This window comes from Streptomyces sp. NBC_00223, assembly GCF_036199905.1.
Taxonomy (GTDB): domain Bacteria; phylum Actinomycetota; class Actinomycetes; order Streptomycetales; family Streptomycetaceae; genus Actinacidiphila.
On record NZ_CP108109.1, the window covers coordinates 6,127,595 to 6,153,896 of the forward strand.

Genomic DNA, 26,302 nt, shown 5'->3' on the forward strand with positions numbered 1-26,302 from the left:
TCAGTGGCTAGGCACCGCTGTCACCGTTGGCCGTGCCACCCCCGGGTACCGTGTCGAACAGACGCCCGTAGCCGGTGATCCGTCGTGCCGCCTCACCGGCGCCGGCCAGGTGCAGGGCGTGCCAGAACAGCACCTGGTTGGCGGTCAGAACAGCGAAGTCCAGCTCCTTCTCCAAGGCGTTGATGACGCCGACCGCGCGGATGCCGTTGCCGGCGACCAGGACGGCGTCGGGCCGGTGTCCGGCGACGGTGGTACGGATCCAGTCGGACAGGGCCTCGGGCGTGATCAGCTTCTGGTTGCTGGGCAGGCCGCAGGGGCCGTGGTGGACGACCTTGAAGCCCTGTTCCGTGAAGTAGTCGGCGCCGAGGCCCGAGAGCCGGTCGTCGAACCACGGGGGGTTGACGATCGCCACGCTGCGGGCGCCGAGCGCGGCGAAGCCGGTGACGGCGGCCGCGGTGGTGCCGGTGAGCGGGATGCCCCGGGTGCGGCGCGCCAGCCGGTCGAACAGCTTCTGCTCGCCGCTCGCGCCGAGCACGTAGGCGGAGCTGGTGAAGCCGAGCGCGATCACGTCGAGCGGGGAGGCCGCGAGCAGTTCCACGGCCTCGTCGATGAGCGGCGGCTCCACGAAGGCGCGCACCGGGTCGTGCGGGATCTTCGGGTCCATCTCGCCGCCGGGCCGCATCGCACCGAAGTACACGCGGGAGCCGTGGATGAAGACGTCGTCGGGGGCGATCGCCTGGAACTCGGACTCCGGGCCGACATCCGCGTGCGGTACGACCACGCCGACCCGGGCCCGGGCCTCCCAGCCGTCCTTCTCCGCCTGGACATTGCTCATGACGGTCACTCCTCTCGGGCTCAGCTCGTCGCCTCGGCGGCCAGCGAGCCGCCGAGGACGGTGCCGGTGCCGCTGCTGTCCAGGAAACCGGGGTGCTTGCGGCGCATGTTGGACATGACGAACTCGTAGGGCACGTCGTCGAAGTCGCCGTAGTCGGCGACGAACTCCATGCTCTTGTTGCCCTTGTCGTCGAAGGGCTGGTGCACGCTGTCGGCGGTGCCGTCGAACTCCAGCGGCGTCATCCCGTACAGGCGGCACAGGATCTTGTTGAAGACCGGGGTGGCCTTCACCCACCGGCCGTCCAGGTGAACGCTGTTGAGACCGTGGAAGAAGACGTCCCCGCCGATGTGGGCGCGCAGCCGGTCGGAGGCGAGGTGGTTGCGCACGTCGCTGTAGTGCACACGGGCGGGGATGCCCACGGCCCGGCAGGCCGCCGCGTACAGGGCGGACTTGTGCAGGCAGAAGCCCTTCTTCGTGGTCGCGGTGTGGCTGGCCCGCAGCCCCCGGGGGGACAGGTCGGCCCCGTACACCTCGTAGAAGACGTCGTCGCGGACCGCGTAGTACAGCTCGACGGCGAGCTGCCTCTTGTCGGCGGCCCGGTCGGCGACCGCGTCGTCGACGAAGGTCTGGACGGCGTCCGTCTCGTAGTCCAGGAAATCGGTGGGTGCGGTGAGCCGGGCGTGCTCGGCGCTCGTGATGGCGTTCATGGTCACCCTCTCGTCAGCGTTCCGCGCTCACAGGCCCAGCAGGGCGGCGATGCGGTTGCGATGGATCTCACTGGTGCCGGAGTAGATGGTTCCGCCGACGGCGTTGCGTACCTCGCGCTCGATGCCGGTGCCGGTCAGATAGCCCTGGCCGCCGAAGATCTGCACCGCGTCCAGGGCGCTGCTCTTGTTGGCCTCGCTGACCACGGTCTTGGTCGCGGCGATGTCGATGGCCACGTCCTGTCCGGCCTGGACCTTGGCGCCGGTGTCGGTGAGCCACTTGCGGGAGGTCTCCAGCGCGATCTTCATGTCGGCGATCCGGTGCGAGACGCCCTGGAAGGCGCCGATCGGCCGGCCGAACTGGCGGCGGGTCTTGGCGTAGCGGATCACCCGCTCCAGGCGGTGGCTCATTTCGCCGAGCGTGAGGGAGAAGGAGAACAGGATCTCCCGCTTCATCACGTGGTCGAGGATCAGGAAGCCGGCGCCCTCACTGCCGATGCGGCGGGCGGCGGGCACCCGAAGCCCCTCGAAGGTCACCTCGCTCAGCGGAGAGGTACGCAGTCCCATCTTGGCCAGCGGTTCACCGATCCTGAGGCCGGGGGAGTCCCGCTCGACGAGGAAGACGCTCAGGCCGAAGGGACCGGGGTCGCCGGTGCGCACGTACAGCAGGAACAGATCGGCGATCGGCGCGTTGGTGATGAACATCTTGCTGCCGTCGATGACGTAGTCGTCGCCGTCGCGGCGCGCGGTGGTGGTGATGTTCATGGCGTCCGAGCCGTGGTCCGGCTCGGTGACGGCGTGCGCGGTGATCAGCTCACCGGAGACGATCCCCGGCAGGAACCGGGACTTGAGCTGATCGCCGGCGAACGCCTGGAGGGGTACGCCGACGCTGACGATCTGTGTGGAGGCGGAGAAGCTGAGGCCCGCGTCCCGGCAGGTGTGGCCGAGTCCTTCCAGGGCGCGCATCGTCTCGGTCAGGGTGCCGCCGAGGCCGCCCCAGCGCTTCTCGAAGGGAACCGCCAGAATCCCCGAGCGCTGAATGGTCTTCCATTTCTCCCAGGGGAATTCGGCGCGGGCGTCGAACTCGTCGAGGTCGCGATTGAGCGCCTCGGCCCACGGGGTGGCGAGTTCGTAGGGGTCGGAGGCGGAGTCGGGGGTTCCCGGAGCGGGCTGTGCGGGTGCGGATGTCATGGCTGTGGCCGGCCTTCCGGTACGTGGTGAGCGGAAGAGCCGGGGCCCACCGGCGGGTGGGCCCCGGAACACGGAACTCAGTACTGGGAGAAGCCGTCGGAGGACAGCGTGTGCTTCTCGTCTCCGCGCAGGGCCGGGCTGAAGACGGATATCAGTCTCAGATCCTCGTCGTCCGACGCCACGAGGTGATGCGCGTCGTTCTCGTTGAGGGCGTAGATGGTTCCGTCCGTTAACTTGAAGCGCGTTCCGTCCTTGGTGATGACCTCGCCGGACCCACCGACGCAGTAGCACGCCTCCAGGTGCTGCCGGTACTGCAACGCGCTCGAGGTGCCCCTGCGGACCAGGGTCTCGCACACGGTGAAGCCCATGTTGTCGGCCTCGGTCAGTAGACGGTGGCTGGTGCCGTTGCCCCACTCCACGGGGGTGACATCACTGGTGCTTCGCACGATCACGGCAAGTCTCCTTCGAGGTAGGGAGGGCTGGGCTTTCCGGGGTTCGCCCGGAAGATCAGAGAGTGGCCCGGGTCGCGTCTTCGATGAAGGCGACAATGGCCCCGATGCTGCGGAAGTTCTCCGGCTTCAGCGGGATGTCGTCGACGGGGATGGCGTAGGCACGGGAGAGGTGCGAGACGATCCTGACCAGTCCGAGGCTGTCGACGATTCCGCTGTCGATCAGGTCGAATTCGGTGGTCAGGTCGGCGGTTTCCTCTCCGTCGAGGAATTCGGCGACGACATAGCCGCGGATCTCGTCCTGCAGAATGCTCATGGGCGATGTCCCTTCTGGCGTAGCGCCTTGATGAGGTCGCGGTCGGGCTTTCCGGTCGCGGTGCGCGGCAGGGGTGCGTCGCTCACCTGGACCGAAGAGGGAATGGCGTGCCGGGGCAGATGCGCGGCACTGTGGGTGCGCAGCCGCAGGGAGGTGAGCGCGGTGCCGGGCCGCCGGGTCACCTGCGCGTGCAGCCGGTAACCGGCCTCCGGGTCGGGGAGGGCCACCACGGCTGCCTCGGAGACGTCCGGATGGGCGGCCAGGACGTTCTCGATCTCCTGGACGTTGGTGCGCACGCCGCGGACCTTGACCTGGAAGTCGGTCCGGCCGTCGAGCCGGTGCAGGCCCTCGGCGTCCCGGGAGACGATGTCGCCGGTGCGGTAGAAGACCTCGGGCCCGCCGTCGGGCGCGGGGACGAACACGCCCTCGTTGCGCCCGCGTTGCAGGTATCCGGAGGTCTGGAACGGGGTCGTCACGAGAAGTTCACCGGTGCCGGGCCCGTCGAGGATCTTCCCCTCGTCGTCGAGGAGCAGGGCCCGTACGCCGGGCAGCGGGCGGCCGATCGGAGTCTTCCCCTCCGCCGCCCCGGGGTCGACGTCCTGGATGAAGCTGTCGTTGGTCTCGGTGCAGCCGAAGACGTTGTGGAAGCGGGCACCGGGGAAGGCCGCGCCGAGCCGGGCCAGCAGCGGGGGCGGCATCGCGTCACCGGTGAAGATCACCGTGCGGACGCGCGGGTACGGGATGTCGTCCTGGGTGAGCAGCCGGAACAGCATGGGTACGCCCTGCACGAAGGTGACTTCGTGCTCCGCGACCAGGCCGCGCAGGTAGCCGGCGTCGGCGCCGGCGTCCTGCTCGACGAGCACGACGCCGGCGCCGAGCCGCAGCCCGGTCCAGACGTCGAGCAGGGAGAGGTCGAAGTTGAGCGGGGCGTAACTGAGCAGCGTGTCCTGCCCGGTGAGACCGAAGTGTCCGGTGGCCCAGTCGGCGAACCGGTCGAAGGCGTCGGCCATGATGGGCACGATCTTCGGCGTTCCGGTGGATCCGGAGGTGGTGAGCAGCAGAGGCGAGGCGGCGGGGTCGACGGCGTCGAATCCGCGAGCCGCCTCCTCGTCCCGTGCGATGTCGTCGTGGTGCAGCGCGCCCGTGCCGTCGACGGTGAGGACGGCGGAGCAACGGGCCTGCGCGGTGAGCGTTCCCAGAGCCGCGCTGCCCAGCCCGGGAGAAGGGACAAGGACGGCGTAGCCCGCCCGGAAGGCCCCGATGAGCAGGGCGATCGTCTCCGGTGTCTTGTGCGCGGGTACGCACAGCGGGCGGCCGCGGTCGAGGTCCAGGCGGTCCAGCGCGGCGGACAGCTCCCCGGCGAGGTCGACGAGCCGGCGGTACGTCGTCCGCTGCCCGCCCAGTACCAGGGCCACGGAGTGGGGCCGATCCCGCGCATGCGCGGCCAACGCGTCATAGAGACGTGGTGATGGCACGATTCCCCCTTGTTCATCCGGACATCAACAGAGAATTGATCTTCGGTGCAAGGGGGGTGGCGGCGCTCAGAACGCGCCAGAAAACTGCGTCCGCAGCACCTGGTGCGCCCATCAAGCCGGGCCGACTCCGCTCACTCCCCCGCGATCGACCTGCAATTACGATAGCGAAGGTACATGCAGAGTCAAGCATGCATCAGACGATATCTGTTGTGACAGAAGTCACTCCTGTGGCCAACGCTTCTTGCTTGATCAATGGTTTCGAAGGCGAGGAGGGGAGGCCGCCGAGGTGCCAAGGCCGTTACGGGACGCTTCGTCTCCGCGGCCGGGCGTTCACGGGCGACTGCTGGGCCGGCCCGGAACGGTGAGGGCCGCTCAGGGGGCCGGGCGGCTCTCTTGGCCCATTCACCCGGACGGGGTCGGCGGGGAAGGGCAGAAGTGCCGCTCGGACGTCGCTCGGCGGCGTACGTCCCGGGCTTGCCGTCAGGACCGGCCGCCGAAAGCCCAGCCCGCCGTGTCGAGGCGGCTGACCAGGCACGTCACCCAATTCCGGGCGGGGTGCACCCGGTCGGCAGGGTCCCGTGTGAGCGGCTCGCCGTCGGTGATTCGGGCGGGGCGCTCCGGGTGCGGAATTTCGTACGGCATATGCCATGCCTGCGCCGCGGCGCTTGGGCTGCGCAACGCCCGACAAACGCGTCCGAGGTGAGGGCCTTGCTCCACCTGGCCCGCCGAGGACGCGGTGGGTGCGCGGGGGTGGCGGACATCGTTGGAATTCCGCCCGAAGCGACATTGGCCAACGCATAGGTGGTCATGCAAATTTCTCCGACTTCCCCCGATTTCTCGGGGTGCATAGGGGGAGTATGTTTGCACGCGCAAGCAACTAATTGAATGTAATCCGGGCGCCGACAAAACAGCGAACCCCGAAGACGGCGCGCGCGAGCGTGCGCGCTCTGCGATCTCGGTAGCCCTGAGCACAGGTATTGAGGCTGTTTCCTGGGACGAGGCCACAATGTCCAGAGAGCTCGAAGGAGACATCACCCGCAGTGCGCTGGACGCTGCACTGGCCACTGAGGTTTTCTCAGCGAAATGATCTTCGCGAAACGTTGTGAACCGCTCGTCCGTGGGCGGTTCGGGCGAACTCATCCTGGTTGTGGGCAGACGTAAAGCCCCTGGTAGGACAGGTCTCACCACAAGATCTTGTCCGAACCACCAGAGGCTTCACGTTGGTCACCTATGTTGCCACGCTCGACGTCCCGCGCCATGTCGTGGATCACCTTTCCCGACTGCTGGCCGCCCACCGGCGGCGATTGCGCACTCCGCGGGGGTCGCGGGCGCTGGGTCCGTTCCGTCAGGCCGTGCTGGTGCTGCGCTGGTTCCGTCAGCGGGGCTGCGTGCACTGCCTGGCGCGGGACGCCGGGGTCTCCCAGGCCACCGGTTACCGGTACCTCCACGAAGGCATCGACGTCCTCGCAGAGCAGGCCCCCGACCTGCACGACGTCCTGAACCGCTGCCGACAGGAAGACATGACGCACATCTTGGACGGCACACTTATCGAGTCCGACCGCCTCACGGGCGTCCGCGACAACGGCAACGACCTCTGGTTCAGCCAGAAACACAAGGCATTCGGCGGCAACGTGCAGTTCCTGTCCTCCCCGGACGGCACCCCACTGTGGGTCTCCGACGTCGAACCCGGCTCCACCCCCGACATCACCGCAGCCCGCATCCACGCCCTGCCCGCCCTGTACAAAGCCGCCGCCGACGGTCTGCCGACACTCGCCGACAAGGGCTACACCGGCGCCGGCATCGGCATCCACATCCCGGTCCGCCGCCCCAAAGGCAAATCCGAACAAGCCCTCCACGCCGACACCCGCACCACGAACACCCTGATCAGAGACCTGCGCGCCCTCGGCGAACGCGCCGCCGCCGAACTCAAGGAGCGCTGGCGCGCGCTCAAGTACGTCTCACTCAGTCCCAGCCGGATCGGCGACATAGCCCGCGCCGCACTCGTCCTCAACGGAATCTGGAAATGATCTTCGTTGAGAAAACCTCAGTGCCCGGCATGCGGTTACGGCGGCAACGTGTACGGGGACCTCAGCCCCGTACCTTGCCGCTGCAATGAGTGGGAAGTGTCGTGCATCCACCCCGGCGGGGTTGTCGACGTTGGAACGGTCGAGTCCTTCTCCTGCCCCTTCTGCGGCCTCTCCCTGAGCAGCTGCGAGGAAGTCGCCATGGCGGGCATCGAATCACGTACTGAAGCCCCGGAAGAAGACCGGTGAGCAAGCGGGCCCGCTCCACCACGAAGGCATCCAGCAGGTCAGTTCGTTGACCCAAAGTAGGGACGAGCGCGCACGACGGGGCTCGACAGACGTTGGACCAGAACCGCTCATGGGCGAAGCCAACCCGCCTACCAGCGTCGAACCTCTGGGTAGGGTCGCGGTACCCGAGGTGGAGAGGTAGCCGCATGGACCCCGAGATCGTGATCGCGCAGACGACGAGTGACGACGAGGAGCAGGCGAAGACCCTCGCCAGAGACGCTGTTGAGAGCAAACTGGCGGCGGGCGTTCACATCGATGCGCCCATCACCGCCTTCTACTGGTGGCAGGGGAAGGTCGAAGCGGCGCAGGAGTGGCGGATCTCCTACATGACGTCGTCGGATCGCCTCCCCGCGCTGGAGGCATGGCTTCACGAGAGGCACCCGTACGACGTCCCCCAGTGGGTCACGCTGCCTGTGACCGGAGGGTCGGAGGCGTACTTGTCCTGGGTCGTCGACGAGACGCGCCCGCGGTAGAGGTCTCCACTACAGCGCCTCGCTCTCACCGAGCCTGTGTGCTTCGACGCTTCACAGCGTCGCGAACGTCAGCAGGTGGCTGGCCAGGTCATGCTCAGTGTCGGGGAGCCCGGCAGCGATGGCCTGGGCCCGCTGCCGGCCCATGGTGTTGGGCTTCGACTCCGCCGCTGCGGCGAACTGGTGCGCGACGTAGGCCCCGCGATCTACGTCGCCGCCGCGCAGAAGGGCGGACGCCAGGTCACCCAGGACGACCACACCGGACTCGGGTAGTTCACCGCCGAGGCGCTCGACTGCGGAGTCGGCGGTGGCCGTCAGCTCCTGACGCTTGAGTTCGCCGTAGACCGAGAGGGTCAAGGAGTCCATCCGGTACGGCGTCACGAAGCGGACCCACGCCTGCTCGCTCGTATGGTCGGCGAAGTCATAGGCGAACTTGGCCTGGTCGAGAGCACGAAGGGCGCCGGCGTCATCGCCTGACTGAGCGGCCTCCTCCGCGTACCGGCCCAGGGCCCACGCTGCGGCGGTTGCATTGCCACGTCCGCGTACGTCTTGAGCTGCCTGCGAAAGCATCTCCAGCGCCTTCGCAGGGCTGGGGGCACCGTAGCTCGCGTAGCCCAGAGCGAGGGCGCGCAGCGGGGGGTGTCCAGCCTTCTTCGCGCACTCCGAGGTCACTTCGTAATAGGAAGTGGCCTTGTCGTGCTCGCCGAGGTCCCAGGCAACCCATCCAGCAAGGGCAGCGGTCTCTCCCGCCGCGATGGTCAGGGCCCGCTCGTGGGCTCCGGCGCGGGGAAGGGCTGCGGTGATCGCGTCCAAGTGCGCCTCGACCCGAGACTGCAGGCTGAGCGCGCTCTCGTTCAGCTCGTCCACGTGCAACCGGGCCGCATGATCGACAAGCACCCCCGCGGACTCAGGGTCGATCTTGGAACCCTTGCTGAGTGCGTAGGCCAGCCGGCCCCACGGCTCGGCCGCCGCAGCCGCACCGATGACTGCGCCTCCCAACAGCGTTCGGCGTTTCACGTCGTCCAGGTCCTCCGCCTCGGCCTTGTTCTTCTCTCGCCGCCTGGCGCGGGCGGCTTTCGCCTCGCGCAGCAGCGGCTCCAGCGGGACGCCACAGGCCAAAGCGATGTTCCCCAGGGTGTGGTCCGTCGGAACGTTGGCACCGTTCTCGTACCGGTTCACCTCTCGGCGGGTCATCGTTGCCCGGCCGGAAGCGGCGTTGATCGCACCGGCCTGCTCGTCCTGCGTCCGATTCGCGTTACGCCGCAGGTGACGGAGCAGCTCGGCAAATGGATCCACTGCCATGAGTCTGACCCCTATCCGCGGGAGAAAGCCAATACTCCCCTCAACTCCCCCCTGATTTTCCCCCCTTGACAAAGATTTTCCCCCTCCGGTTTCCCCTGTTCCGGATCGCGCAGCCACGGTGCGATGTGGGCATGACCACGCACCGGACAGCAACGCCACCCCGACCTGGGGGCGACGACGGTGGCGCCCACGTCGTCGGCGCCGCGACCGCTCGGTGTCCGCTGGCCTCTCACGTCTTCGAGATGGTCATGGAGCCGGTGGATGTGCACGTCGCTCAAGCACGGCGAACCACGGCCACCGTGCTTGAAGCAGTGGTCGTTGCCGGAGACGCCGGCAGAGGACGCCCGGCTCGTCGTCTCGGAGTTGGTGTCCAACGCGATCGTCCACGGTTCCGGGGATGTCCGATTGCGACTGCGACACGACGACCACGAGCTTCGAATCCGAGTCACCGACGACAGCACCGCACCGGCGAGGCGACGACGTGCAAGTACCGCCGGACTCAGTGGTCGAGGGCTGCACCTCGTCGCCTGCCTGTCGCTTCGGTGGGGCGTCGCGGACGGCGGCCGAACGACATACGCGGTCATTCCCACTCTCACGGAGGCACCCCCATGTCGCCGCACAACGCAGTCAAGCACGGAGCCGACGTGTTGAGCCTCGTTGCCTTTGATCGGGGGCGAGAGAAGCACACGGGCGGTGGGGCGCCGACTGCTGGCCATGACCACCCGAGATGGGCTCGCACCTCTCCCCGAGTGAAGCGCCAGTCCCGAGCTGGCCAACTCCGAGGCTTACGTGAGCACTTCTACCGACAGATCGTCGACGCGCAGGCCGATCAGCCGCTGCGCGTGCTGGCGTACAGCTTGGTACCGAGTCCGAGGGCCCGACCTGACGAGGACTGGGGGACGCTGCAGGCTGAGGCCGACCAGCTCGGTTACGCGATCGCCGCCCGGCTCCACGATGTGGCGGTCCCGGTGACCACGACGTACTTCCCGGCATCCAGCGCGAGCCAGGGCGTCTACACGCCGCCTTGGGATCGACCTGGTTGGCGGGAAGCCGAGCGGCAGCTCCGAGCGGGCTTGGCCGACGGCGTGCTCGTCCTCGACCGGCACAACATCAGCTCCGATGACGACGAGTACCACGCCGTGATCAAACATCTGGGCGAGCACTGCCGGGCGTTTCTCCACCTCGTGATCTCCGAGGAGCCCGTCGCGCCGACTTGAAGGCGTCCACTGCGCTGGATGGACAGGAAGGGCTGGGCTGGCGGCAGATCAGCGCCCAGATCGCCCTGATCGCCACCGTGAGCGTCGTGCTCGCCTTCACCTTCAAATACACCTGACCGAGGGCTGACCATGACTTTCGAGGGACACACCGATCGTGCACCGCGCCTCCTGCCGCACCGCGAGCAGGGCGAAGCGCTCCTCGCCATCCGGGAGGCCGCCCCGACGGCGCTTAGCGAAGAGAGCATCGACCTCTTTGCCGTACCCGCCGGTGAGGTGCAGGGGCATGGCTTCGACCTCTCGCGCTTTCACCGGCTCTCGCGCCTGCCGGCCGCGCCGAACGGATCGGTCTCGCCTTCGACTGACGGCCCGCCGGACGCGGCCCGATTGGCCCGGCCCAGCACCCCGAGTTGAACTCGAACCGGCCTCCGCCCTCTGAGGCGCAACGGCCACCCCTGACGAGAGGATGATCATGACCGCTCCCACTCACGAATCGCCGCCGGCTCCGGTCGCGCCGAGCGACCACAGGTCGCGCGCTCTTCTCCTCGACCTCGACGGCGTCCTGCTCGACACGCGTCCGGTGATGCGGAAGGCGTGGCAGAGGGTCAAGGAGATCCATGGCGTCGCGCTCCCCTTCCGCGACTACGAGCGCCACCTGGGTCGCGAGTTCGGGGACATCATGCAGCGATTGGGCCTGACCGACACCGAAGCTGTCCGCCAGACGTACGAGGCGGAGTCCGTGGCCACCGCGCACCTCGCGGAGGAGTTCGCCGGCATCGTCGAGACGCTCCACGCCTTCGTGGCCGCCGACTGGCGGCTGGGCGTCGTGACGTCCAAGCACGTCGACCGGGCGGCCCCGCTCCTCGCGCGCCTCGGATGTCCCTTCTCGACCATCCGCACGCCCGCCGGAGCGGGCCGGACGAAGCCGGCCCCGGACCCGCTCCTCCTGGCGCTGGTCGACCTGGGAGTCGACCCCGCCTCCGCCGTCTACGTGGGTGACATGGCGGTCGACCAGGAGTCGGCCGCACGCGCCGGCGTCCCCTATGTACACGCTGCATGGGGCTACGGGCAGCCGGCGGCTCCCGGCCCCGAGACGGCCGCGTCGCCCAAGGAACTGCTGAGCCTCCTCCTCCCCGCCAAGCAGCTCGTCGAGGGGAGCACGGTGTGAGCCCCCGCACGACTGGTGCCCTCGGCCTGGTCCGCTCCTCCAACGCCGGGAAGCCGACGTGGGCTCTCGTCGGAACCGGTGCCCTGGCGCACGCGCGAACCGACCACGTCCACACCACGGACCTGGAAGCGACGGCCGTCGACAAGCAGTTACTGCGCTCCGGCGTCGAAGACGTCATGGCCGCCCTCGACCACTACAGCGCCACACTGGCCTCCACCCCGGGCGGAGCCGGCTGGCTCCACGTCCAGCACGTCCCCGTGCGACGCTTCGTCACCGAGATCGTGCGCAAGCTCCTGGCCCTGAACTCCTGGGCACCGTTCGCCTTGGCCCCAGGGCCCCTGACCCTGGCCCCGTACGAAGGGCTCGTGGGACTGCGTTCGAGCAGCTCGCGTGAGTACCTGGCCTACACCGTGACGTGGTCCGGCGTCGCGTACGTGCTCGGTGCTGCGGCACCGCACAACCCGACCCGCTCCGCCCAACTCCGCAACCTCGCCCGGACGAGTACGGCGAACACGGAGCCGAGTCCGCTCCACTCGGATCTCGGACGGCAGGACGTTCTGGCGCTGTCGTGGACCTCCCGCCACGCGGCCACGCTGACCCCGGTTCTCGCCGAACTGGCGCGCGGCGGGCAGATGAGCCTCCTGCTCGATCTCGCCACTGATGCCGCCGAGCGGTGCAGCGCGGGACCGGCAACGGGTATCGAGCTGCGCTCGGCTCCAAGCGACCTCTTCACCGGTTCCGGCACCGCCGAGGGCCTCCACCGTCCCGACGACGAGCACGTCGTCCAAGTGGGAGGCCACGGTGTCCAACTTGCCCGGCTCGTGAGGCTCTTGTCCGTGCTCTTGGAGACCAGCGGGGGCTGCACCCAGCCGTCGTGGCGGACGGTGGTGCGGGCGGAGAGCTGGCTCGACGACATCCTGTCGATCACCCGGCCGCACACCGTCCTGCTGAGCAACGACACCAGCCCCCTGGGTGTGCTGGCCGTGCACGCCGCCGAGCGGCACGGAGCCAACTCGGTGCAGTCCAGCACGGGGCGTGGACGGCGGAATCGGTCGCCTGGCCGGCCCTGCACAGCCGCGACATCATCGTCATGGGCGAGCGGGACCTCGCCCTGGGCCGAGGGTGGGCGCGCCACCCCGAGGCCGAGGTGCACGTCCTCGGGCAGCCCCGCTTCGACGTCCTCGCCGGCTTGAGCCGCCAGGCGCAACGGCGGTACCTGGAAAAGCTGCTCGCTCCGGCGGGCCGGCGAGCGCCCGCCCGGATCGCGGTGTGGGCATGCCAGCCCTTCAACCCCGTTCACCTCAAGTCCCACGCGGACCTCCTCCTGGACGGCCTCGCCGAGGCGGGCGGCGACTGGGGACTCGTCATCGCTCCACACCCGGCGCAGGGAACCGACGCCTTCACCGCTCTGGTGAAGCGGGACGCCGGGCCGCCCGTCGTGGTGGCCGATCCCCGAGTCGGAGCCCGAGGCTGCCTCGCCGGCGCTGACGCCATAGCGAGCGCGTACTCGACGTGTGGGATCGAAGCCGCGCTGCTCGGCATCCCGGTCCTCGAAATCGGCCCGCCGGGCGAACGCACCCTGGGCCTGACCGGTCACGGACTGGCGACCCGGTGCGAGGCCACCGGTGAGGTCGCCGAAGCACTCTCCGGCGTGCGCGCGGGCTCTGCGCCGATCCCGCGGGCGGCCCTGGACGCGGTCTGCCGGTGGCGCGGCGACAGCGCCGCTCGGATCGCCCGGCTCATCACCGACCGCGCCACCTCCGGCCCGAGGGCCGACGACTCCACCCACCACCCCCCGGGCGCCGCTGCGTCGCCCAAGGACGAAGGAGCATCCGTCCGATGACATCCCTCACGGCCGACAGCATCGCCGAGCTGTTCTCCGGCGCCGTCATGCTGGCCAAGTCCGGCGAGAAGATCAGCCCCCGGGGCATGGCCACCCACGAAGTCCGCGACGTGCACCTGCTGCTCACCCAGCCGCGTGCCCGCCTGCTCTACGCCCCGCCCGCCCGCATCGTGAATCCGGCCTTCGCCGTCGCCGAGACGGTCTGGCACCTGTCCGGATCCGACGCCCCGTGGATCTTCGACTACAACAACCGGCTGCGGCAGTTCGCCGACGACGGCATCCTCCTGGGGGCGTACGGCCCGAGGATGCGGAACTGGGCCGGCAAGGTCGACCAACTCGCCCGCGTCGTGGAAATCCTCCAAGCGGACCCCGACTCCCGGCGAGCCCTGATCCAGCTCTACGACCCGGCCCAGGACGCCGCCGGGCACAAGGACGTGCCCTGCACCCTCGGGTTCCGGTTCCACCTGCGCGCCGGCCGCCTGCACATGGCGACCATGATGCGCGGCCAGGACGTATGGATCGGCATGCCGTACGACGTGTTCTTCTACACCGTGCTGCACGAGCTGGTCGCCGGATGGCTCGACGCGGAACTCGGGGAGTTCCACCTGCACATCGGCTCGCTGCACATCTACGACGAGCACATCGAGCAGGCCGACGCGCTGACCTCGCTCTCGGCGAGCGAGGTCATGCCCGACCTGCGAACGCCCTGGACGGGCTTCTCCGGCCTGCTCGACCAGGTCGAGGCCCGCGACATGACCGGCCATCCCGGCTGGGACGCGATGGCCGAGACGCTGCGCAGCTACCGGCTGTGGAAGGACGGCAAGCGCGAGCAGGCGTGGCGGGCGGCCGACGCGATCGACGGGCCCCTCGGCCAGGCCCTCACCACCTGGTACGCAGAGCTGGAACGTCGCTCGGCCAAGCGCGCCGCGACGGCCGGGGCAAGGTGACCGCCGCCATGAAGCGCACCCCTTCCGTGATCCTCGGTCTGTGCTCGTACACCCACGACTCCTCGGCCGCCCTTCTCGTGGACGGCGAACTCGTCGGCTTCGTCGAGGAGGAACGCCTCTCCGAGCAGAAGCACACCAAGCTCTACCCGGCTCGCGCCGTGGGCTGGCTCCTCGACCAGGCCAAGCTGAGCGCCACCGACGTGGACGCCGTCGCCTACAACTTCCAGCCCGCCCGCTACCTCGCCGAGTCGCCCGCCGCCCTGCGCATGGCGCTCTCGCCGACGACACGCGACCGGAGCCTGGCCCGCGCCCACGGGTTCGCCAAGGTCGCCCTGCGGACCCGGCGACGGCTGCGCGTCCTCGGCAGCCAGTTCCCCTCGGCCCGCGTCACACCGGTCCTGCACCACCGCGCCCACCAGCTCACGGCCTACGCCGCCTCCGGCTGGGAGGAAGCCGCCGTCCTCGTGGTCGACAGCCTCGGCGAGCGGCAGACCACCACCATCGCCCACGGTCACGGCGTTCAGCGCCCCCGCGTCCAGACCCTGGAAGCGATCAACGACCCGGCCTCCCTCGGCTACGTATACGGCGCCGTCACCGAGCACCTGGGCTGGCGCCGGGGCGACGAGGAGGGCACCGTCATGGCGCTGGCCGCCCTCGGTGACCCCGCCCGGTTCCGCCACCTGTTCACCACGGCCGTCCGCACGACGGCCACGGGCTTCCGCATCCACCCCGGCTACTTCCCGACGCGCACCCTCACCTCGGGATACCCGAGGACATCCAGGCGGTTCGTCGCCGAGACCTGCTCCGAGCGGCACCCGAACGAACCGCTCACCGATGTCCACCGAGACCTGGCGGCTGCCCTCCAGGAGCGGACCGAGCAGGTGATGGTCCACCTCGCCCGCCGCGCCCGTGTGCTCACCGGCTCCCGGCGCCTGTGCGTGGGTGGCGGCGTCGCCACGAACTGCGTGAGCATCGGGAAGATCATCGAGGCCGGAATCTTCGACGAGGTGTTCGTCCCGCCGGCGCCCGGAGACGCCGGAACCGCCATCGGGGCCGCCCTCGCCGTGCATGTCGATGGGCGCAGCCCTCGCCCGGTCGCCGGCATCGCCCGCCACTGTTACCTCGGCCCCTCCTACGAGGACCAGCCCCTCGACCTGACCCCCTGGCCCGGCCTCCGCCAGAAGACCCTCGGCATCGAGACCGCCGAGTTCCTCGCCGACCAGCTCGCCCACGGCATGATCGCCGGACTGTTCCAGGGAGGGGTCGAAGCCGGGCCGCGTGCCCTGGGCAACCGCTCGATCCTCGCCTCCCCGCTGGAGCCCGGCGTCGTCGAGCGGCTCAACGCCACCGTGAAGTTCCGCGAGCCGTTCCGGCCCTTCGCCCCCATGGTCCCGGCCGAGCGCGCCGCCGAATTCTTCACCCTCGGCCAGACGGCGCCGTACATGTCCATGGCCTCCGGGGTGACAGACCTGACGCGCGAGCGGGTCCCGGCCATCGTGCACGCCAACGGCACCGCCCGCCTGCAGACCGTCACCCGGTCGCAGAACCCGTTCATGCACGCGGTGCTGACCGCCTTCGGCCGCCGGACCGGCGTACCCGTGCTGATCAACACCTCCCTCAACGTCAAGGGCAAGCCGATCTGCGGGACACCCGAGATGGCCCTGGACTGCCTGGCCAACTCCGGCCTCGACGCCCTGCTCCTCGAAGGGCGGTGGATCACCAAATGAAGATCGGATACAGCTTCTGGGGCTTCCTCGGCAACGGCGTCACCGACACCCCCGACGGAGGCCGCAGCCACCGCCGCCCCTTCATCGACGCCCTCCTTGCCCGCGGTCACGAGATCGTCTTCCTCCAGTCCGACCGCGACCGCCTCGAAGCCGGTGACGACCTCGGCGGCGCGTACACCTTCGACGACGGCCTGCCCGGCATCGACGCCCTGTTCCTGGAGTGGCGCTGGGCCATCCCCGGCCGCAACACCACCGTGTGCGGCAGCGAGGGGCACACCTGCGACCTCCACCGGCAGGCCCAGCTCATCAACCACTACACGGCCCGGCACCGGACGCCCACCGTCATCTGGGACAAGGACCGCACCCTGCGCGCCGAGAGCGTGTGGCGCCGCACGGCCCACACCCGCGTCTGCGAGGCCGCGCTCGCACCGACCCTCGGCGCACACTCGCTGCTCTTCCCCGTCGCCGAGGACCTCCTCGCCCAGGCCGATCCCCTCACCCTTGTGGCGCGGCCCCGGGATCTCGCGCTCGGCTACGTAGGCAACCAGTACGACCGCGACGAGCCCTTCGACCGCTTCTTCGCCCCGGCCGCCGCCCACGTCGAGCACCTGGTCGCCGGGAAGTGGACGAAGACCGGCCGCTGGCCGCACGTTCGCTTCGCGGGCCGGATCCCCTTCGAGGCCGCCGCCGGCGTCTACGGCCGGTCCCTGGCCACGGTGCTCATGCTCCCCGAGCGGTACGCCGCCGTCGGGCAGATGACCCAGCGCATCTTCGAGGCCGTGCTCGCCGGCTGCCTGCCGCTGGCCCCGGCGGACATCCGCTTCGCCGACCGGTTCGTCCCGAAGGAACTGGTCGTGCACTCCGGCAGCGACGTGCTCGAACGCCTCTCCTACCTGCGCGAGATCGCCGGCACCGAGCAGCACGCCACCCTGATCGCCGCATGTGTGGACCGCCTGCGCCTGTTCGGCCTGTGCAAGCAGGTCAACACCCTGGAGTCCATCCTGCACGGCCTCCTCCAGACCACCGCGACCGAGCGGGGAGCTGCCTGATGCAGACCGCTCGATCGACCACGGCGCGCGAATCCTCCGGGCGCGTCCCGGAGGATGGGTCCGCCGGACACCCGAACCTCTCTACGCTGGAGCACCATGAAGAAGGTCGCCATCGTCGGCTGCGGAGGCAGCGGCAAATCCCACGTGGCCCGCGAACTGGGCAGGATCCTCGACGCCCCGGTGACGCACCTGGACGCCGCGTTCTACGACGACGAGTGGAACGCGCTGCCCATGGACAAGTTCACCGACGTCCAGCGCGAGCTGGTCGCGCAGCCGCGGTGGGTGATCGACGGCAACTACAACTCGACGCTGCAGGTACGGCTCGAAGCCTGCGACACGGTGGTCCTGATGGACGTGTCGACCGTGGCGGCGCTGTACGGGATCTTCTCCCGGCAGATCGGGCACGGGGCCGGGCACAAGGGCAACGGGATTCACAACCGCATCCACTGGGGCGTGATCAAGTACGTCGCCACGTACCGGCGCAAGATGCGACCCCGCGTGATGGCGAAGATCGAGGAGTTCGGCTCCGGCGCCGATGTGGTGCTGCTGGCCAACCGGCGCCAGACGCGCCGCTGGCTGCGGAAGGTGGCCGCCGAGCAGTCCTGACCGGTCCGTGCCCCCGGTCAGGGGGTGCGGCATGAACGAGCCCAACCCGTTCCTGGACCCCGCCCGGCAGTCGGAGCTGTACGGACACGCCTCGCGGCTGGCCGGGCGGACCAGTGCCCTGATGCGCGCCAAGACCGCCGGACACCCGGTGCCCGAGACGATCGTCAGCCTGGTACAGACCCACCACGCCCGGCCGGACCGGCTCGGCGTGGTGCTCGACATCGGCTGCGGTCGCGGCACGAGCAGCCTCGTCATCGCCGAGCAGCTCCGGCCCAAGCGCGTCGTGGGCCTGGACGCCGCCCCCTCCCTGCTCGCCCAGGCCCGCGAGCGCGCCAAGAACCTGCCCGACAGCACGGTGGAGTTCGTCGAAGGCGACTTCCACGACCTCCCTCTGCCCGACGGGTCGAGCGATGTCGTCGTCGCGGCGTTCTGCCTCTACCACTCGCTGCACCCCGAGGACGTCGTCGGGCAGATCGCCAGGGTCCTCGCCCCCGGTGGTGTGGCCGTGCTCGTCACCAAGGGCCTCGACAGCTACCGGGAGATGGACCAGCTGGTCGCCTCCGCCGGCCTCGATCCGCGTGCCGCCCAGCGCGAGAGCCTCTACACCGCAGCCCACAGCGGCAACCTCGCCGACGTGGCCGCCTCCTCGCTCGACGTGATCGCCGTCCTGGACGAGGAACACGTCTTCACCTTCGACGGCCACGACCACACGGCGCAGTACCTGGCCACCAACCCCAAGTACGACCTGGCGCCCGGCCTGTACGGCAACCCCGGTGCCCTGGCGGCGACCCTGCACGAGTGCCTTCCCGACCGGCCGCTGACCACCCGTTCCCGGATCACCTTCGTCGTCGCCCAGCCGAAGGAAGGAGGAGAGCCGACATGAGCCCCGCCCCGTTCACCAAGCACTACGCGGAACCCGAGCGCGCGGCGGGGGCGGTGCGCCACTACCGGTGGCTCACCGCGCACGCCAAACCGCTGCGGCAGCCGGCCCTCCACACCGCCGGACCGCGGTTCCTGACGTTCGAACGGATCGAGGGCCGCCCTGTACGCCCCGAGGACCTCCCGCGCGTGGCGGAACTGCTGGGCCATGCCCACGGTTCCGCCTGGACCAGCGACCTGCACTCCGCATCGCTGGACACCCCGCACCACTTCCAGGACGGCACGCAGTTCGACGACTACCTCGGGCCCCGGAGGGTCGCTCTGCGGCGACGTCACGAGCAGGGCTACCTGCCGAACAAGACGGCACTGCACGCGATGCTCGACCTGCTGCAAGCGACCGCCGAGGGACCGTGCGCCTTCTACAAGGACAGCAACCCGCGGAACTTCATCATCACCAGCACGCAGGACATCGTCGCTGTCGACACCGACGACCTGTCCCTCACCCCGATGGGCTACGACCTCGCCAAGCTCGTCGCGACGCTCCACCTGACCTACGGGCCGCTCACGGACCAAGCCGTCACCACCGCACTGCTCGCGTACAACGCGGCAGCCCGACGCCACGACGCCCGGCTGGGCACGACGGACCGGGGCCAGCTCGACAGCTTCCTGGGCCTGCACGCCGTGCTCACCGCCCCGTACGTCGGCCGCAACGGCTACCACTACAGCCTGCCCCTCCGTTTCAGCCACCGAGGAGCCTCATGATCATCACCGAACTCGTCTTCGTCCGGCACGGCCAGGCCCAGTGCAACGCGGCCGGCCTCGTCGGGGGACCGCGCACCTGCACCGGCCTGACCAACCTCGGGTACGCCCAAGCCGAACAGGCCGCACGCCGCCTGGCCACCGAGCACCTGAAGAGGCCCTTCGACGTCATCTACACCGGCCCTCGGATCCGCCTCGTCCAGACCGGCGAGATCATCGCCCAGACGCTCCAGATCCCCGTGCACCACGACGACCGACTCGACGGCCCGGTCCACGGTGACGCCGACGGCCGGCCCTGGGACGCGGTGAAGACGGCCGCCGACGGCGGGCCGCACGCCCACCCCGACACGCCCTGGGCCAACGGCTCCGACACCTGGAACGGGTTCCTGGAGCGCGCCGGCAGGAACCTGAGCCAGCTCATCGAGGAGAACCACGGCAAGCGCGTCGTCTTCGCCGCCCACGGGGAGACGGTGATCACCGCACACACCCTGCTGCTCGGCATCCCGATCGGCTCGCCCGCCGGATTCACCCACAACCACGCCTCCATCACCCGCTGGCAGCACCACCGCAACCGCCTGGGCCAGACCCGCTGGATGCTCGACCGGCACAACGACACCGAGCACCTCAGTCTCCTCACGCCGGAGCCGACCCCGTGATCGCGACTTCGCGCGACCCCCGGATACAACTGGCGCACCTCCTCCTCGGCGCAGTCGACATCGCAGCGGACCCCGCGCTCCCGCCCCGCGTCGTACGCCTGGTGGCCGGCGACGGGCGTCAGTTCATCGCGAAGCAGCACGCGGAGCGAGACCGGTACGCCGGTGAACTCCACGCCTACCGGGCGTGGGTCACCCATCTGAGCGGCCATGCGCCGGAGTTGGTCGGCCGGGATGACGCCACCCGCACCCTGCTGCTCACCGCGCTCGCAGGCGACCGGGCGGATGCCTTCGCTCCGGGCTCGCCCGAGGAGGAGCTGGCCCACCACGAGGCCGGGCACGTGTTGGGCAAGCTGCACCGGGCCACCACCATGCTCCAGGGCGGTGCCGTCGGCGCCTCGCTCGCCGAGCGGTTCCAGGGGTGGATCGACCGGGCCGTCCACGCCGACCTGCTCGACGCGGCCGAGGAGAACCTGCTGAAGCACCACGCGGTGATCCTGGGCGCCAGCCACATGGACAGCGCGATCTGCCACCTCGACTACCAGCCGCGCAACTGGCTGCTCGGCGACACCTTCGGCATCTACGACTTCGAGCACATGCGACGCGACGCCCGGGTCCGCGACTTCGCCCGGCTCGAATTCCGGCGCTGGCAGGCCGCACCCCACCTCCGCACCGCCTTCTTCGACGGCTACGGGCGCTCGCCCAACGACACCGAACGACGCCTCCTGGAGTCCTTCGGCGCCATTGAGGCGGCCACAGCCCTGGTCAAGGGCCACCAAGAGAACGACGCCGCCCTCAGCGCGCACGGCAGAACCGTCCTGTCCCGGATCACCTGACCTACCCCTTCGACGACACCTCTCTGGAGATCCCCGTGCCACAGCACGAGCAGCCCCCGACCAACGCTTCCCTCCGACGGGCCGTGGTGACCGGCTCCGCCGGATTCATCGGCTCCCACCTCGCCCACTCCCTCGTCCAGGCCGGCACCACCGTGATCGGCGTGGACCGCCGAGACCCGTCCACCGACCCGACGGCCGCCGCCAACCTCGCCGCGCTGCGAGGACGCCAGGGATACCACCACGTCACGGCCGACCTCCTCCACTGCGTCATCGACCCCCTTCTGATCGACGCCGACGCGGTATTCCACCTCGCCGGCATCCCCGGCGTGCGGCCCTCCTGGGGACCGCAGTTCGGCGACTATCTCGCGTCCAACGTGCTGGCCACCCACCGCGTCCTCGAAGCCTCCACCCGGATCGGCGTCCCCCGACTGGTCGTCGCCTCCTCTTCCAGCGTCTACGGTCCGACCGACGGCGATGCGAGCCTCGAGACCGACCGCCCCAATCCCGCCTCCCCGTACGCCGTGACCAAGCTGGCCGAGGAGCAGCTCTGCCTCGCCTACGCCGAGCGCCCCGGCGGTCCCAGCGTCGTCGCCCTGCGGTACTTCACCGTCTACGGCCCCCGGCAGCGCGCCGACATGTTCACCCACCGCGCCCTGTACGCCGCTCTGACCGGACAGCCCCTGCGCCTGTACGGAGACGGCCACCAGCGCCGCGACTTCACCTACATCGGCGACGTAGTCGCCGCCACGATCGCCGCCGGCGTCGTTCCGAACGCTCACGGCCCCATCAACGTCGGCGGCGGCTCGAACGCGTCGCTGCTGGACGTGATCGACATCGCCAACAGCCTTACCGGCCGCGAGATCCAGCTCCACCAGGACCACGTGCGCAACGGGGACGTCCTGCTCACGCGTGCCGACTCCGGCCGCGCGGGAGAGGTCCTCGGCTGGCAGCCGCGCGTCGACCTCCACAGCGGACTGCGCGCGCACATGCAGGCTCTGGCCGCCCCGGTGCCGGACTACAGCCGGGCCGCGTAGCCCTACGCCTCGGAATCCGAGAGGAATGCTCATGGAAACCCCCGAGCGAGCACGGCTGGACGCCTTCTTTCGGAGGATCACCGCGCAGTTCCCCGCCGGGCAGGCGATCACAACGCTGGTCATCACCCACCTGCTCCCGGAACGCCCCGCGTTCTTGCGCGCCATGACGGCGGTGTCCACGATCGGCGCCGTCCTCCCCAAGCCCCGGTCGATCCACCAGGCGACCCTCGACACCGTCCGCCGCACCCTGCCGGTCCACGACCTGAGCCGGGAGCGGTTCACCGACGAGACCCAGGCCCTGCACTACCTGGAGGACACGGCCGGCGGCCAGGACGTCGTCCTGGCCGACATCGGTGGCTACTTCGCGGCCAGCCTCCACACCCTCGTGAACAAGTTCTCCGGCCGCATCCTCGGCGTGGTCGAGGACACCGAGAACGGACACCAGCGGTACGCGGCTCTCGGCTCGCTGCCGTGCCCGGTCGTGTCCGTGGCCCGCTCACCGCTCAAGGACTGCGAGGACCACCTCGTCGGCCGGTCCATCGTGTTCTCCACCGACGCCCTCGTCCGCGCCCGCGGGGACATCCTCACGAGCCGCAGCGCCTGCGTCATCGGCTTCGGCAAGATCGGCCGCTCCATTGCGCAGACCCTGCGCGCCCAGGACCTGCGCGTCACCGTGTACGACAACGACGCGGTCAAGCGGGTACAGGCGCACGCCCTCGGCTTCCGCACCAGCGCGTCCACCACCGAGGCCGTCCACGACGCGGAACTCGTCCTCTGCGCCACTGGCAATCTCGCCCTCCGGCACGAGGATTTCGCCGCCCTGCGCAACGGCGCGTACCTCGGATCGGTGACCTCCTCCGAGGACGAACTCGAACTCAGCAGCCTTGATGACCTCTACGAACGCAGACCCGTCGGACCCCAGTTGACTCGATACGAGGTCACTGGCCACTACTTCTACGTCCTCGCCGACGGGGGTGCCGTCAACTTCGTGCACGGCGCCGCCGTCGGCACCTACATCCACCTCGTACAGGCCGAGATACTCGCCGCCACCGCCGCACTCAGCCACGCGCGACTCCAGCCCGGACTGCACGAGATGCCGGCGGCCGACCGCGACACCATCGCCAGAACCTGGCTCCGCCACTTCGAAAGGTGACCTCGTTTGCCACCCTCCACCGAACACATCCGCGCAGTCACCGAGGCGTACCTCGCCCGCCACCCGGACGAGCGCGGCTCCCTGGCGATGCTGTTCGCCGCGCTCGCCGGCGCGGCCGATCCCACCAGCCGCAAGACCTTCCCCGCCCACGTGACCTGCAGCGCCATCCTCATCAACGATGAACGGCACGTGCTCCACATCCTGCACAAGGCGTCCAGGAAACTGCTGGCGCCCGGCGGGCACAACGAACCGTCCGACCAGCACCTGCGCGACGCCGCCCTGCGCGAACTGCACGAGGAGGCCGGCATCCCGCCCAGCGCCGTCGTCCCCCTCGCCGGCCACGAGGACATCCCCCTCGACATCGACGTGCACGCGATCGACGCGAACCTGTCGAAGAACGAGCCGGCTCACCACCACGTGGACTTCCGCTGGGCCTTCCACCTCGGGGCCGATCACGCGGTGACGCTGCAGGAGGAGGAGGTCGACGGCTACCAGTGGCGGCCGTTCGCGACCACCGCCTCACCCACCGTCCGCGCCAAGCTCGCCCAGCTCACCTGAAGCCCCCGAACCCGACAACCAGGAGGACGCCGTGGCCGCCACCACAGCCCGACCGATCGACGCCGAACGGCGCCGGCACATCGCCGTCATACCCTGCCGCTGGGGTGCCTCCCGCTTCCCCGGCAAACCGCTGGCCCTCCTCGGCGGCATGCCGCTGCTCTGGCACGTCCACCAGCGCTGCCTGGAGGCGAAACGCCTCGACGGAGCCATCGTCGCGACGGACGACGAACGCATTGAAGCAGCGTGCCGCGAACTCGGCATCGACAGCATCCGTACCGGGGAGCACCTCACCGGCACCGACCGCGTCGCGGAGGTCGCCGAACGCCTGCCGGCCGACGGATACATCAACGTCCAGGGCGACGAGCCGTTCATCTCGCCGACCGCCATCAACGACGTCTCCGAGGCCCTGGAATTCACTCCGCCCGGCACCTGCGCCGTGAACGCCTACACCGAGCTGGTCGACGTCGGCGCCGTCCTGGACCACAACGTCGTCAAGGTCGTCGTCACGGCCCGCAGCGAGGCCCTCATGTTCTCGCGCCAGCCCATCCCATACCCCAGGGGCGACCGGCCGAAGTACCTGCGCCAACTGGGCCTCTACGGCTTCACCGGCGAGGCGCTCCAGCACTTCCGGCAGCTCCAGCAGGGGCCCCTGGAGCGTGCCGAGGGAGTGGAGATGCTGCGCTTCGTCGAACACGGCCACGCCGTGCGGATGGTGCCTGTCCTGGACGACGGGGTGGCCGTAGACACTCCCGCGGATCTGGCGCGCGCCGAGCGGCTTATCGGCTAGTACTCCCGCTGTAGATCGTGATCTTGCTGGGGATGGGTGTGCAGTCGCGGGGACGGAGCGATATCGGATCGCGTGAGGCGCTCGCGGGCTGGCACTCTGATCCCATGGATCACGCGGAAGTACTGCTCATCGGGGGACGGGCCGGTGTCGGCAAGACGTCGGTCGGGTGGGAGGTTTCGGCTCAGCTCCGCGCCGCAGCTGTCTCGCACGCCGTCATCGAGGGCGACTTCATGGGGCAGGTCCATCCGGCGCCGGAGGGGGACCCTGACCGGTCGGTGATAACCGAGAGCAACCTGACGGCCGTGTGGGCGAACTTCACACGGCGCGGTTACCGCCGGCTGATCTATACGAACACTGCGAGCGTGCTGCCCGAGGCGACGGGGATGTTCGAGCGTGCCATGGGCCCCGGGGTGCGGATCGTACGGGTCCTGCTCACCGCGTTGGACGCCACCGCCCGCGAGCGCCTGGTAGGCCGAGAGCTCGGCTCGGAGCTTGAGCGGGAGTTGGAAGGCAGTGTCCGCACGGCGCGGATCCTGGACCAGCGGGTCTCCGCGCAAGCCGTGCGGGTGGTAACTGACGGTCGGTCAGTTGCGGACATCGCACGCCAGGTGGTGACGGCTACCGGCTGGGCCGGGCAGCATGCTGCCCGCAAATCGTGATCTTACGGGTGAGGCCCGGTCGGGGAACGGTGCGGCCACCGTTGATCATCGTGAGTTGTGTGGACTGACGAAGAGACGGTGGCCGCAGGCCACAGCATAGATCCCGGGCGTTGGCGGGAGGCGTTCGAGGTGGCCATGGGCCGTATTGCAGGCCGGTTCAGCCGGGTTGAGCCCCGGCTGAGGGCAGGCCGGCTGGTGCTGGGCCTGCTGTCGGACCTTCCGCGCAAGAACTGTTGGACGATCGCAGAGTGGGCCGGGGAGGCCAGCCCGCACGGCATGCAGCACCTCCTTTGTCGGGCCTCTTGGGACGCCGACGCCGTCCGCGACGACGTGCGCGAATACGTCGTGGAGCACCTCCACGACGATGCCGCGGTGCTGGTCGTCGACGAGACCGGCGACGTGAAGAAGGGCACCGCCACGGTCGGGGTCCAGCGCCAGTACACCGGCACCGCCGGCCGGATCGAAAACTCCCAAGTCGCCGTCTACATGGTCTACGCAGGTCAGCGTGGCCACGCGGCAGTGGACCGGGAACTCCACGTCCCGCGCTCCTGGACCTCCGACCCCGACCGCTGCCGTGCCGCAGGCATTCCCGAGGAAACCGCCTTCGTCACCAAGCCCGAACTGGCCGCCCGCATGGTCGCCCGGTTCCTGGACGCCGGCCACCGGGCTGCATGGGTGGCGGGTGACGAGGTCTACGGTGGCAACCCGAAACTGCGAACCGCTCTGGAGGAACGCGCTACCGGCTACGTCCTGGCGGTGGCATGTTCCCACGAAGTCACCACTGGTGCAGGGAAGTTCCGCGCGGACACCCTGGCCACGATGGTGCCCAGCAGAAGCTGTCCGCAGGGGCCGGGGCCAAGGGCCACCGCTTCTACGACTGGGCCGTCATCGACCTCCGCGACTCCCGCCCTGGGAGCCATCAACTGCTGATCCGCCGTAACCGCAGCACCGGCGAACTCGCCTGCTACCGCTGCTACTCGCCCACACCCGTGCCGACAACCACGCTGGTCCGAGTCGCCGGATCAAGGTGGCGGGTAGAGGAGTTCTTCCAGTCCGGTAAGGGCCTGGCCGGACTCGACGAGCACCAAGTCCGCCGCTACCCCTCCTGGTCCCGCTGGGTCACCCTGGCCATGCTCGCGCACGCCTTCCTCGCCGTGGTACGCGCAGAGGAGCATGCCCACCGGCCGGGACGCGACGAACTGATCCCCCTGACCTGCAACGAGATCCAGCGCCTGTTCATCACCCTCATCGTCAGCCCCGTCCACGATGCCGCCCACCGGCTCGGCTGGTCCGACTGGCGGCGCCGACACCAGGCCCGATCACAGGCCAGCCATTACCGGCAACAAGCCACTCAAGCGTGAAGATCACGATCTACA

28 protein-coding genes and 1 pseudogene are annotated in these 26,302 nt (G+C 69.6%); 22 read left to right on the forward strand and 7 right to left on the reverse strand.

From position 1 onward, the window contains the following. Positions 1 to 7 precede the first annotated feature (7 nt). The 6 genes from OHA30_RS26190 to OHA30_RS26215 form a co-directional block, all read right to left on the reverse strand. Positions 8 to 835, reverse strand: a complete 828-nt coding sequence (locus tag OHA30_RS26190; protein WP_328916329.1) for a maleate cis-trans isomerase family protein — start codon at positions 833 to 835, stop codon at positions 8 to 10. 20 nt (positions 836 to 855) lie between these two features. Then, a complete protein-coding gene (locus OHA30_RS26195; protein WP_328916330.1) occupies positions 856 to 1,542 on the reverse strand; it encodes a transglutaminase-like domain-containing protein in 687 nt (228 codons plus the stop codon). A 27-nt stretch (positions 1,543 to 1,569) separates the two neighbouring features. Continuing rightward, on the reverse strand, positions 1,570 to 2,730 hold the full coding sequence (locus OHA30_RS26200) for an acyl-CoA dehydrogenase family protein (protein ID WP_328916331.1): 1,161 nt from the start codon (positions 2,728 to 2,730) through the stop codon (positions 1,570 to 1,572). Positions 2,731 to 2,807: 77 nt separating this feature from the next. Then, positions 2,808 to 3,182, reverse strand: coding sequence for an ectoine synthase (locus OHA30_RS26205; RefSeq protein ID WP_328916332.1), 375 nt, complete (start codon positions 3,180 to 3,182; stop codon positions 2,808 to 2,810). A gap of 55 nt (positions 3,183 to 3,237) precedes the next feature. After that, on the reverse strand, positions 3,238 to 3,495 hold the full coding sequence (locus tag OHA30_RS26210) for an acyl carrier protein (RefSeq protein WP_328916333.1): 258 nt from the start codon (positions 3,493 to 3,495) through the stop codon (positions 3,238 to 3,240). Next, entirely contained in the window at positions 3,492 to 4,970 is a 1,479-nt protein-coding gene (locus tag OHA30_RS26215; protein WP_328916334.1) for an AMP-binding protein, read from the reverse strand. Before OHA30_RS26215 ends, OHA30_RS26210 begins: the two co-directional genes overlap by 4 nt. Before the next feature lie 1,220 nt (positions 4,971 to 6,190). Here OHA30_RS26215 and OHA30_RS26220 point away from each other — a divergent pair. Beyond that, positions 6,191 to 6,997: a transposase family protein gene (locus OHA30_RS26220; protein WP_328916335.1), complete on the forward strand. Its 807-nt coding sequence runs from the start codon at positions 6,191 to 6,193 to the stop codon at positions 6,995 to 6,997. Positions 6,998 to 7,428: 431 nt separating this feature from the next. Next, entirely contained in the window at positions 7,429 to 7,755 is a 327-nt protein-coding gene (gene cutA, locus OHA30_RS26225; protein ID WP_328916336.1) for a divalent-cation tolerance protein CutA, read from the forward strand. A 51-nt stretch (positions 7,756 to 7,806) separates the two neighbouring features. Here cutA and OHA30_RS26230 read toward each other — a convergent pair whose 3' ends face one another. Then, positions 7,807 to 9,054, reverse strand: a complete 1,248-nt coding sequence (locus OHA30_RS26230) for a helix-turn-helix domain-containing protein (protein WP_328916337.1) — start codon at positions 9,052 to 9,054, stop codon at positions 7,807 to 7,809. Between the two features lie 261 nt (positions 9,055 to 9,315). On the opposite strand from OHA30_RS26230, the gene OHA30_RS26235 reads away from it, so the two are divergent. From OHA30_RS26235 to OHA30_RS26330, 20 genes and pseudogenes are all read left to right on the forward strand, one after another. Further along, positions 9,316 to 9,705, forward strand: a complete 390-nt coding sequence (locus OHA30_RS26235) for an ATP-binding protein (RefSeq protein WP_328916338.1) — start codon at positions 9,316 to 9,318, stop codon at positions 9,703 to 9,705. A 98-nt stretch (positions 9,706 to 9,803) separates the two neighbouring features. After that, complete coding sequence (locus tag OHA30_RS26240) at positions 9,804 to 10,271, forward strand: hypothetical protein (RefSeq protein ID WP_328916339.1); 468 nt, start codon at positions 9,804 to 9,806, stop codon at positions 10,269 to 10,271. A gap of 129 nt (positions 10,272 to 10,400) precedes the next feature. Then, positions 10,401 to 10,682, forward strand: a complete 282-nt coding sequence (locus OHA30_RS26245) for a hypothetical protein (RefSeq protein ID WP_328916340.1) — start codon at positions 10,401 to 10,403, stop codon at positions 10,680 to 10,682. A 58-nt stretch (positions 10,683 to 10,740) separates the two neighbouring features. Beyond that, on the forward strand, positions 10,741 to 11,436 hold the full coding sequence (locus OHA30_RS26250; protein WP_328916341.1) for an HAD family hydrolase: 696 nt from the start codon (positions 10,741 to 10,743) through the stop codon (positions 11,434 to 11,436). Then, complete coding sequence (locus tag OHA30_RS26255; RefSeq protein WP_328916342.1) at positions 11,433 to 12,629, forward strand: hypothetical protein; 1,197 nt, start codon at positions 11,433 to 11,435, stop codon at positions 12,627 to 12,629. Before OHA30_RS26250 ends, OHA30_RS26255 begins: the two co-directional genes overlap by 4 nt. Further along, complete coding sequence (locus OHA30_RS26260; protein ID WP_328916343.1) at positions 12,527 to 13,279, forward strand: hypothetical protein; 753 nt, start codon at positions 12,527 to 12,529, stop codon at positions 13,277 to 13,279. Before OHA30_RS26255 ends, OHA30_RS26260 begins: the two co-directional genes overlap by 103 nt. Continuing rightward, a complete protein-coding gene (locus OHA30_RS26265; protein WP_328916344.1) occupies positions 13,276 to 14,226 on the forward strand; it encodes a thymidylate synthase in 951 nt (316 codons plus the stop codon). The genes OHA30_RS26260 and OHA30_RS26265 overlap by 4 nt, the downstream gene beginning before the upstream one ends. Before the next feature lie 8 nt (positions 14,227 to 14,234). After that, the gene (locus OHA30_RS26270; protein WP_328916345.1) at positions 14,235 to 15,953 is read left to right on the forward strand and encodes a carbamoyltransferase family protein; all 1,719 of its coding nucleotides are present in this window, start codon (positions 14,235 to 14,237) and stop codon (positions 15,951 to 15,953) included. Continuing rightward, positions 15,950 to 17,002, forward strand: a complete 1,053-nt coding sequence (locus OHA30_RS26275) for a glycosyltransferase family protein (RefSeq protein ID WP_328916346.1) — start codon at positions 15,950 to 15,952, stop codon at positions 17,000 to 17,002. The genes OHA30_RS26270 and OHA30_RS26275 overlap by 4 nt, the downstream gene beginning before the upstream one ends. 96 nt (positions 17,003 to 17,098) lie before the next feature. Beyond that, positions 17,099 to 17,608 carry a topology modulation protein gene (locus OHA30_RS26280; protein WP_328916347.1) on the forward strand — a complete coding sequence of 170 codons (510 nt, stop codon included), beginning with the start codon at positions 17,099 to 17,101 and terminating at the stop codon, positions 17,606 to 17,608. A gap of 31 nt (positions 17,609 to 17,639) precedes the next feature. Beyond that, positions 17,640 to 18,491, forward strand: coding sequence for a class I SAM-dependent methyltransferase (locus tag OHA30_RS26285; RefSeq protein WP_328916348.1), 852 nt, complete (start codon positions 17,640 to 17,642; stop codon positions 18,489 to 18,491). Continuing rightward, entirely contained in the window at positions 18,488 to 19,249 is a 762-nt protein-coding gene (locus OHA30_RS26290; protein ID WP_328916349.1) for a phosphotransferase, read from the forward strand. The genes OHA30_RS26285 and OHA30_RS26290 overlap by 4 nt, the downstream gene beginning before the upstream one ends. After that, positions 19,246 to 19,902: a histidine phosphatase family protein gene (locus OHA30_RS26295; RefSeq protein ID WP_328916350.1), complete on the forward strand. Its 657-nt coding sequence runs from the start codon at positions 19,246 to 19,248 to the stop codon at positions 19,900 to 19,902. The genes OHA30_RS26290 and OHA30_RS26295 overlap by 4 nt, the downstream gene beginning before the upstream one ends. Further along, positions 19,899 to 20,735, forward strand: coding sequence for an aminoglycoside phosphotransferase (locus OHA30_RS26300; protein ID WP_328916351.1), 837 nt, complete (start codon positions 19,899 to 19,901; stop codon positions 20,733 to 20,735). The genes OHA30_RS26295 and OHA30_RS26300 overlap by 4 nt, the downstream gene beginning before the upstream one ends. A 35-nt stretch (positions 20,736 to 20,770) precedes the next feature. Beyond that, positions 20,771 to 21,769, forward strand: coding sequence for an NAD-dependent epimerase/dehydratase family protein (locus OHA30_RS26305; RefSeq protein ID WP_328916352.1), 999 nt, complete (start codon positions 20,771 to 20,773; stop codon positions 21,767 to 21,769). Positions 21,770 to 21,800: 31 nt separating this feature from the next. Next, entirely contained in the window at positions 21,801 to 22,922 is a 1,122-nt protein-coding gene (locus tag OHA30_RS26310) for an adenosylhomocysteinase (protein WP_328916353.1), read from the forward strand. Positions 22,923 to 22,928: 6 nt separating this feature from the next. Continuing rightward, positions 22,929 to 23,480 carry an NUDIX hydrolase gene (locus OHA30_RS26315; RefSeq protein ID WP_328916354.1) on the forward strand — a complete coding sequence of 184 codons (552 nt, stop codon included), beginning with the start codon at positions 22,929 to 22,931 and terminating at the stop codon, positions 23,478 to 23,480. 31 nt (positions 23,481 to 23,511) lie between these two features. Further along, on the forward strand, positions 23,512 to 24,267 hold the full coding sequence (locus OHA30_RS26320; RefSeq protein ID WP_328916355.1) for a 3-deoxy-manno-octulosonate cytidylyltransferase: 756 nt from the start codon (positions 23,512 to 23,514) through the stop codon (positions 24,265 to 24,267). 104 nt (positions 24,268 to 24,371) lie between these two features. Further along, positions 24,372 to 24,926, forward strand: coding sequence for a hypothetical protein (locus tag OHA30_RS26325; RefSeq protein WP_328916356.1), 555 nt, complete (start codon positions 24,372 to 24,374; stop codon positions 24,924 to 24,926). Between the two features lie 135 nt (positions 24,927 to 25,061). After that, positions 25,062 to 26,287, forward strand: a pseudogene (locus tag OHA30_RS26330) (IS701 family transposase). The last annotated feature ends 15 nt before the right edge of the window (positions 26,288 to 26,302 follow it).

Excerpts from the sequence above, each read along its gene's own strand:
- OHA30_RS26260 (WP_328916343.1), top strand. The coding sequence starts at position 12,527 with ATGGGCGAGCGGGACCTCGCCCTGGGCCGAGGGTGGGCGCGCCACCCC.
- OHA30_RS26270 (WP_328916345.1), top strand. The coding sequence starts at position 14,235 with ATGAAGCGCACCCCTTCCGTGATCCTCGGTCTGTGCTCGTACACCCAC.
- OHA30_RS26190 (WP_328916329.1), bottom strand. The coding sequence starts at position 835 with ATGAGCAATGTCCAGGCGGAGAAGGACGGCTGGGAGGCCCGGGCCCGG.
- OHA30_RS26200 (WP_328916331.1), bottom strand. The coding sequence starts at position 2,730 with ATGACATCCGCACCCGCACAGCCCGCTCCGGGAACCCCCGACTCCGCC.
- OHA30_RS26325 (WP_328916356.1), top strand. The coding sequence starts at position 24,372 with ATGGATCACGCGGAAGTACTGCTCATCGGGGGACGGGCCGGTGTCGGC.
- OHA30_RS26245 (WP_328916340.1), top strand. The coding sequence starts at position 10,401 with ATGACTTTCGAGGGACACACCGATCGTGCACCGCGCCTCCTGCCGCAC.
- OHA30_RS26280 (WP_328916347.1), top strand. The coding sequence starts at position 17,099 with ATGAAGAAGGTCGCCATCGTCGGCTGCGGAGGCAGCGGCAAATCCCAC.
- OHA30_RS26235 (WP_328916338.1), top strand. The coding sequence starts at position 9,316 with ATGTGCACGTCGCTCAAGCACGGCGAACCACGGCCACCGTGCTTGAAG.
- OHA30_RS26295 (WP_328916350.1), top strand. The coding sequence starts at position 19,246 with ATGATCATCACCGAACTCGTCTTCGTCCGGCACGGCCAGGCCCAGTGC.
- OHA30_RS26195 (WP_328916330.1), bottom strand. The coding sequence starts at position 1,542 with ATGAACGCCATCACGAGCGCCGAGCACGCCCGGCTCACCGCACCCACC.
- cutA (WP_328916336.1), top strand. The coding sequence starts at position 7,429 with ATGGACCCCGAGATCGTGATCGCGCAGACGACGAGTGACGACGAGGAG.
- OHA30_RS26285 (WP_328916348.1), top strand. The coding sequence starts at position 17,640 with ATGAACGAGCCCAACCCGTTCCTGGACCCCGCCCGGCAGTCGGAGCTG.
- OHA30_RS26290 (WP_328916349.1), top strand. The coding sequence starts at position 18,488 with ATGAGCCCCGCCCCGTTCACCAAGCACTACGCGGAACCCGAGCGCGCG.
- OHA30_RS26250 (WP_328916341.1), top strand. The coding sequence starts at position 10,741 with ATGACCGCTCCCACTCACGAATCGCCGCCGGCTCCGGTCGCGCCGAGC.
- OHA30_RS26265 (WP_328916344.1), top strand. The coding sequence starts at position 13,276 with ATGACATCCCTCACGGCCGACAGCATCGCCGAGCTGTTCTCCGGCGCC.
- OHA30_RS26230 (WP_328916337.1), bottom strand. The coding sequence starts at position 9,054 with ATGGCAGTGGATCCATTTGCCGAGCTGCTCCGTCACCTGCGGCGTAAC.
- OHA30_RS26210 (WP_328916333.1), bottom strand. The coding sequence starts at position 3,495 with ATGAGCATTCTGCAGGACGAGATCCGCGGCTATGTCGTCGCCGAATTC.
- OHA30_RS26275 (WP_328916346.1), top strand. The coding sequence starts at position 15,950 with ATGAAGATCGGATACAGCTTCTGGGGCTTCCTCGGCAACGGCGTCACC.
- OHA30_RS26310 (WP_328916353.1), top strand. The coding sequence starts at position 21,801 with ATGGAAACCCCCGAGCGAGCACGGCTGGACGCCTTCTTTCGGAGGATC.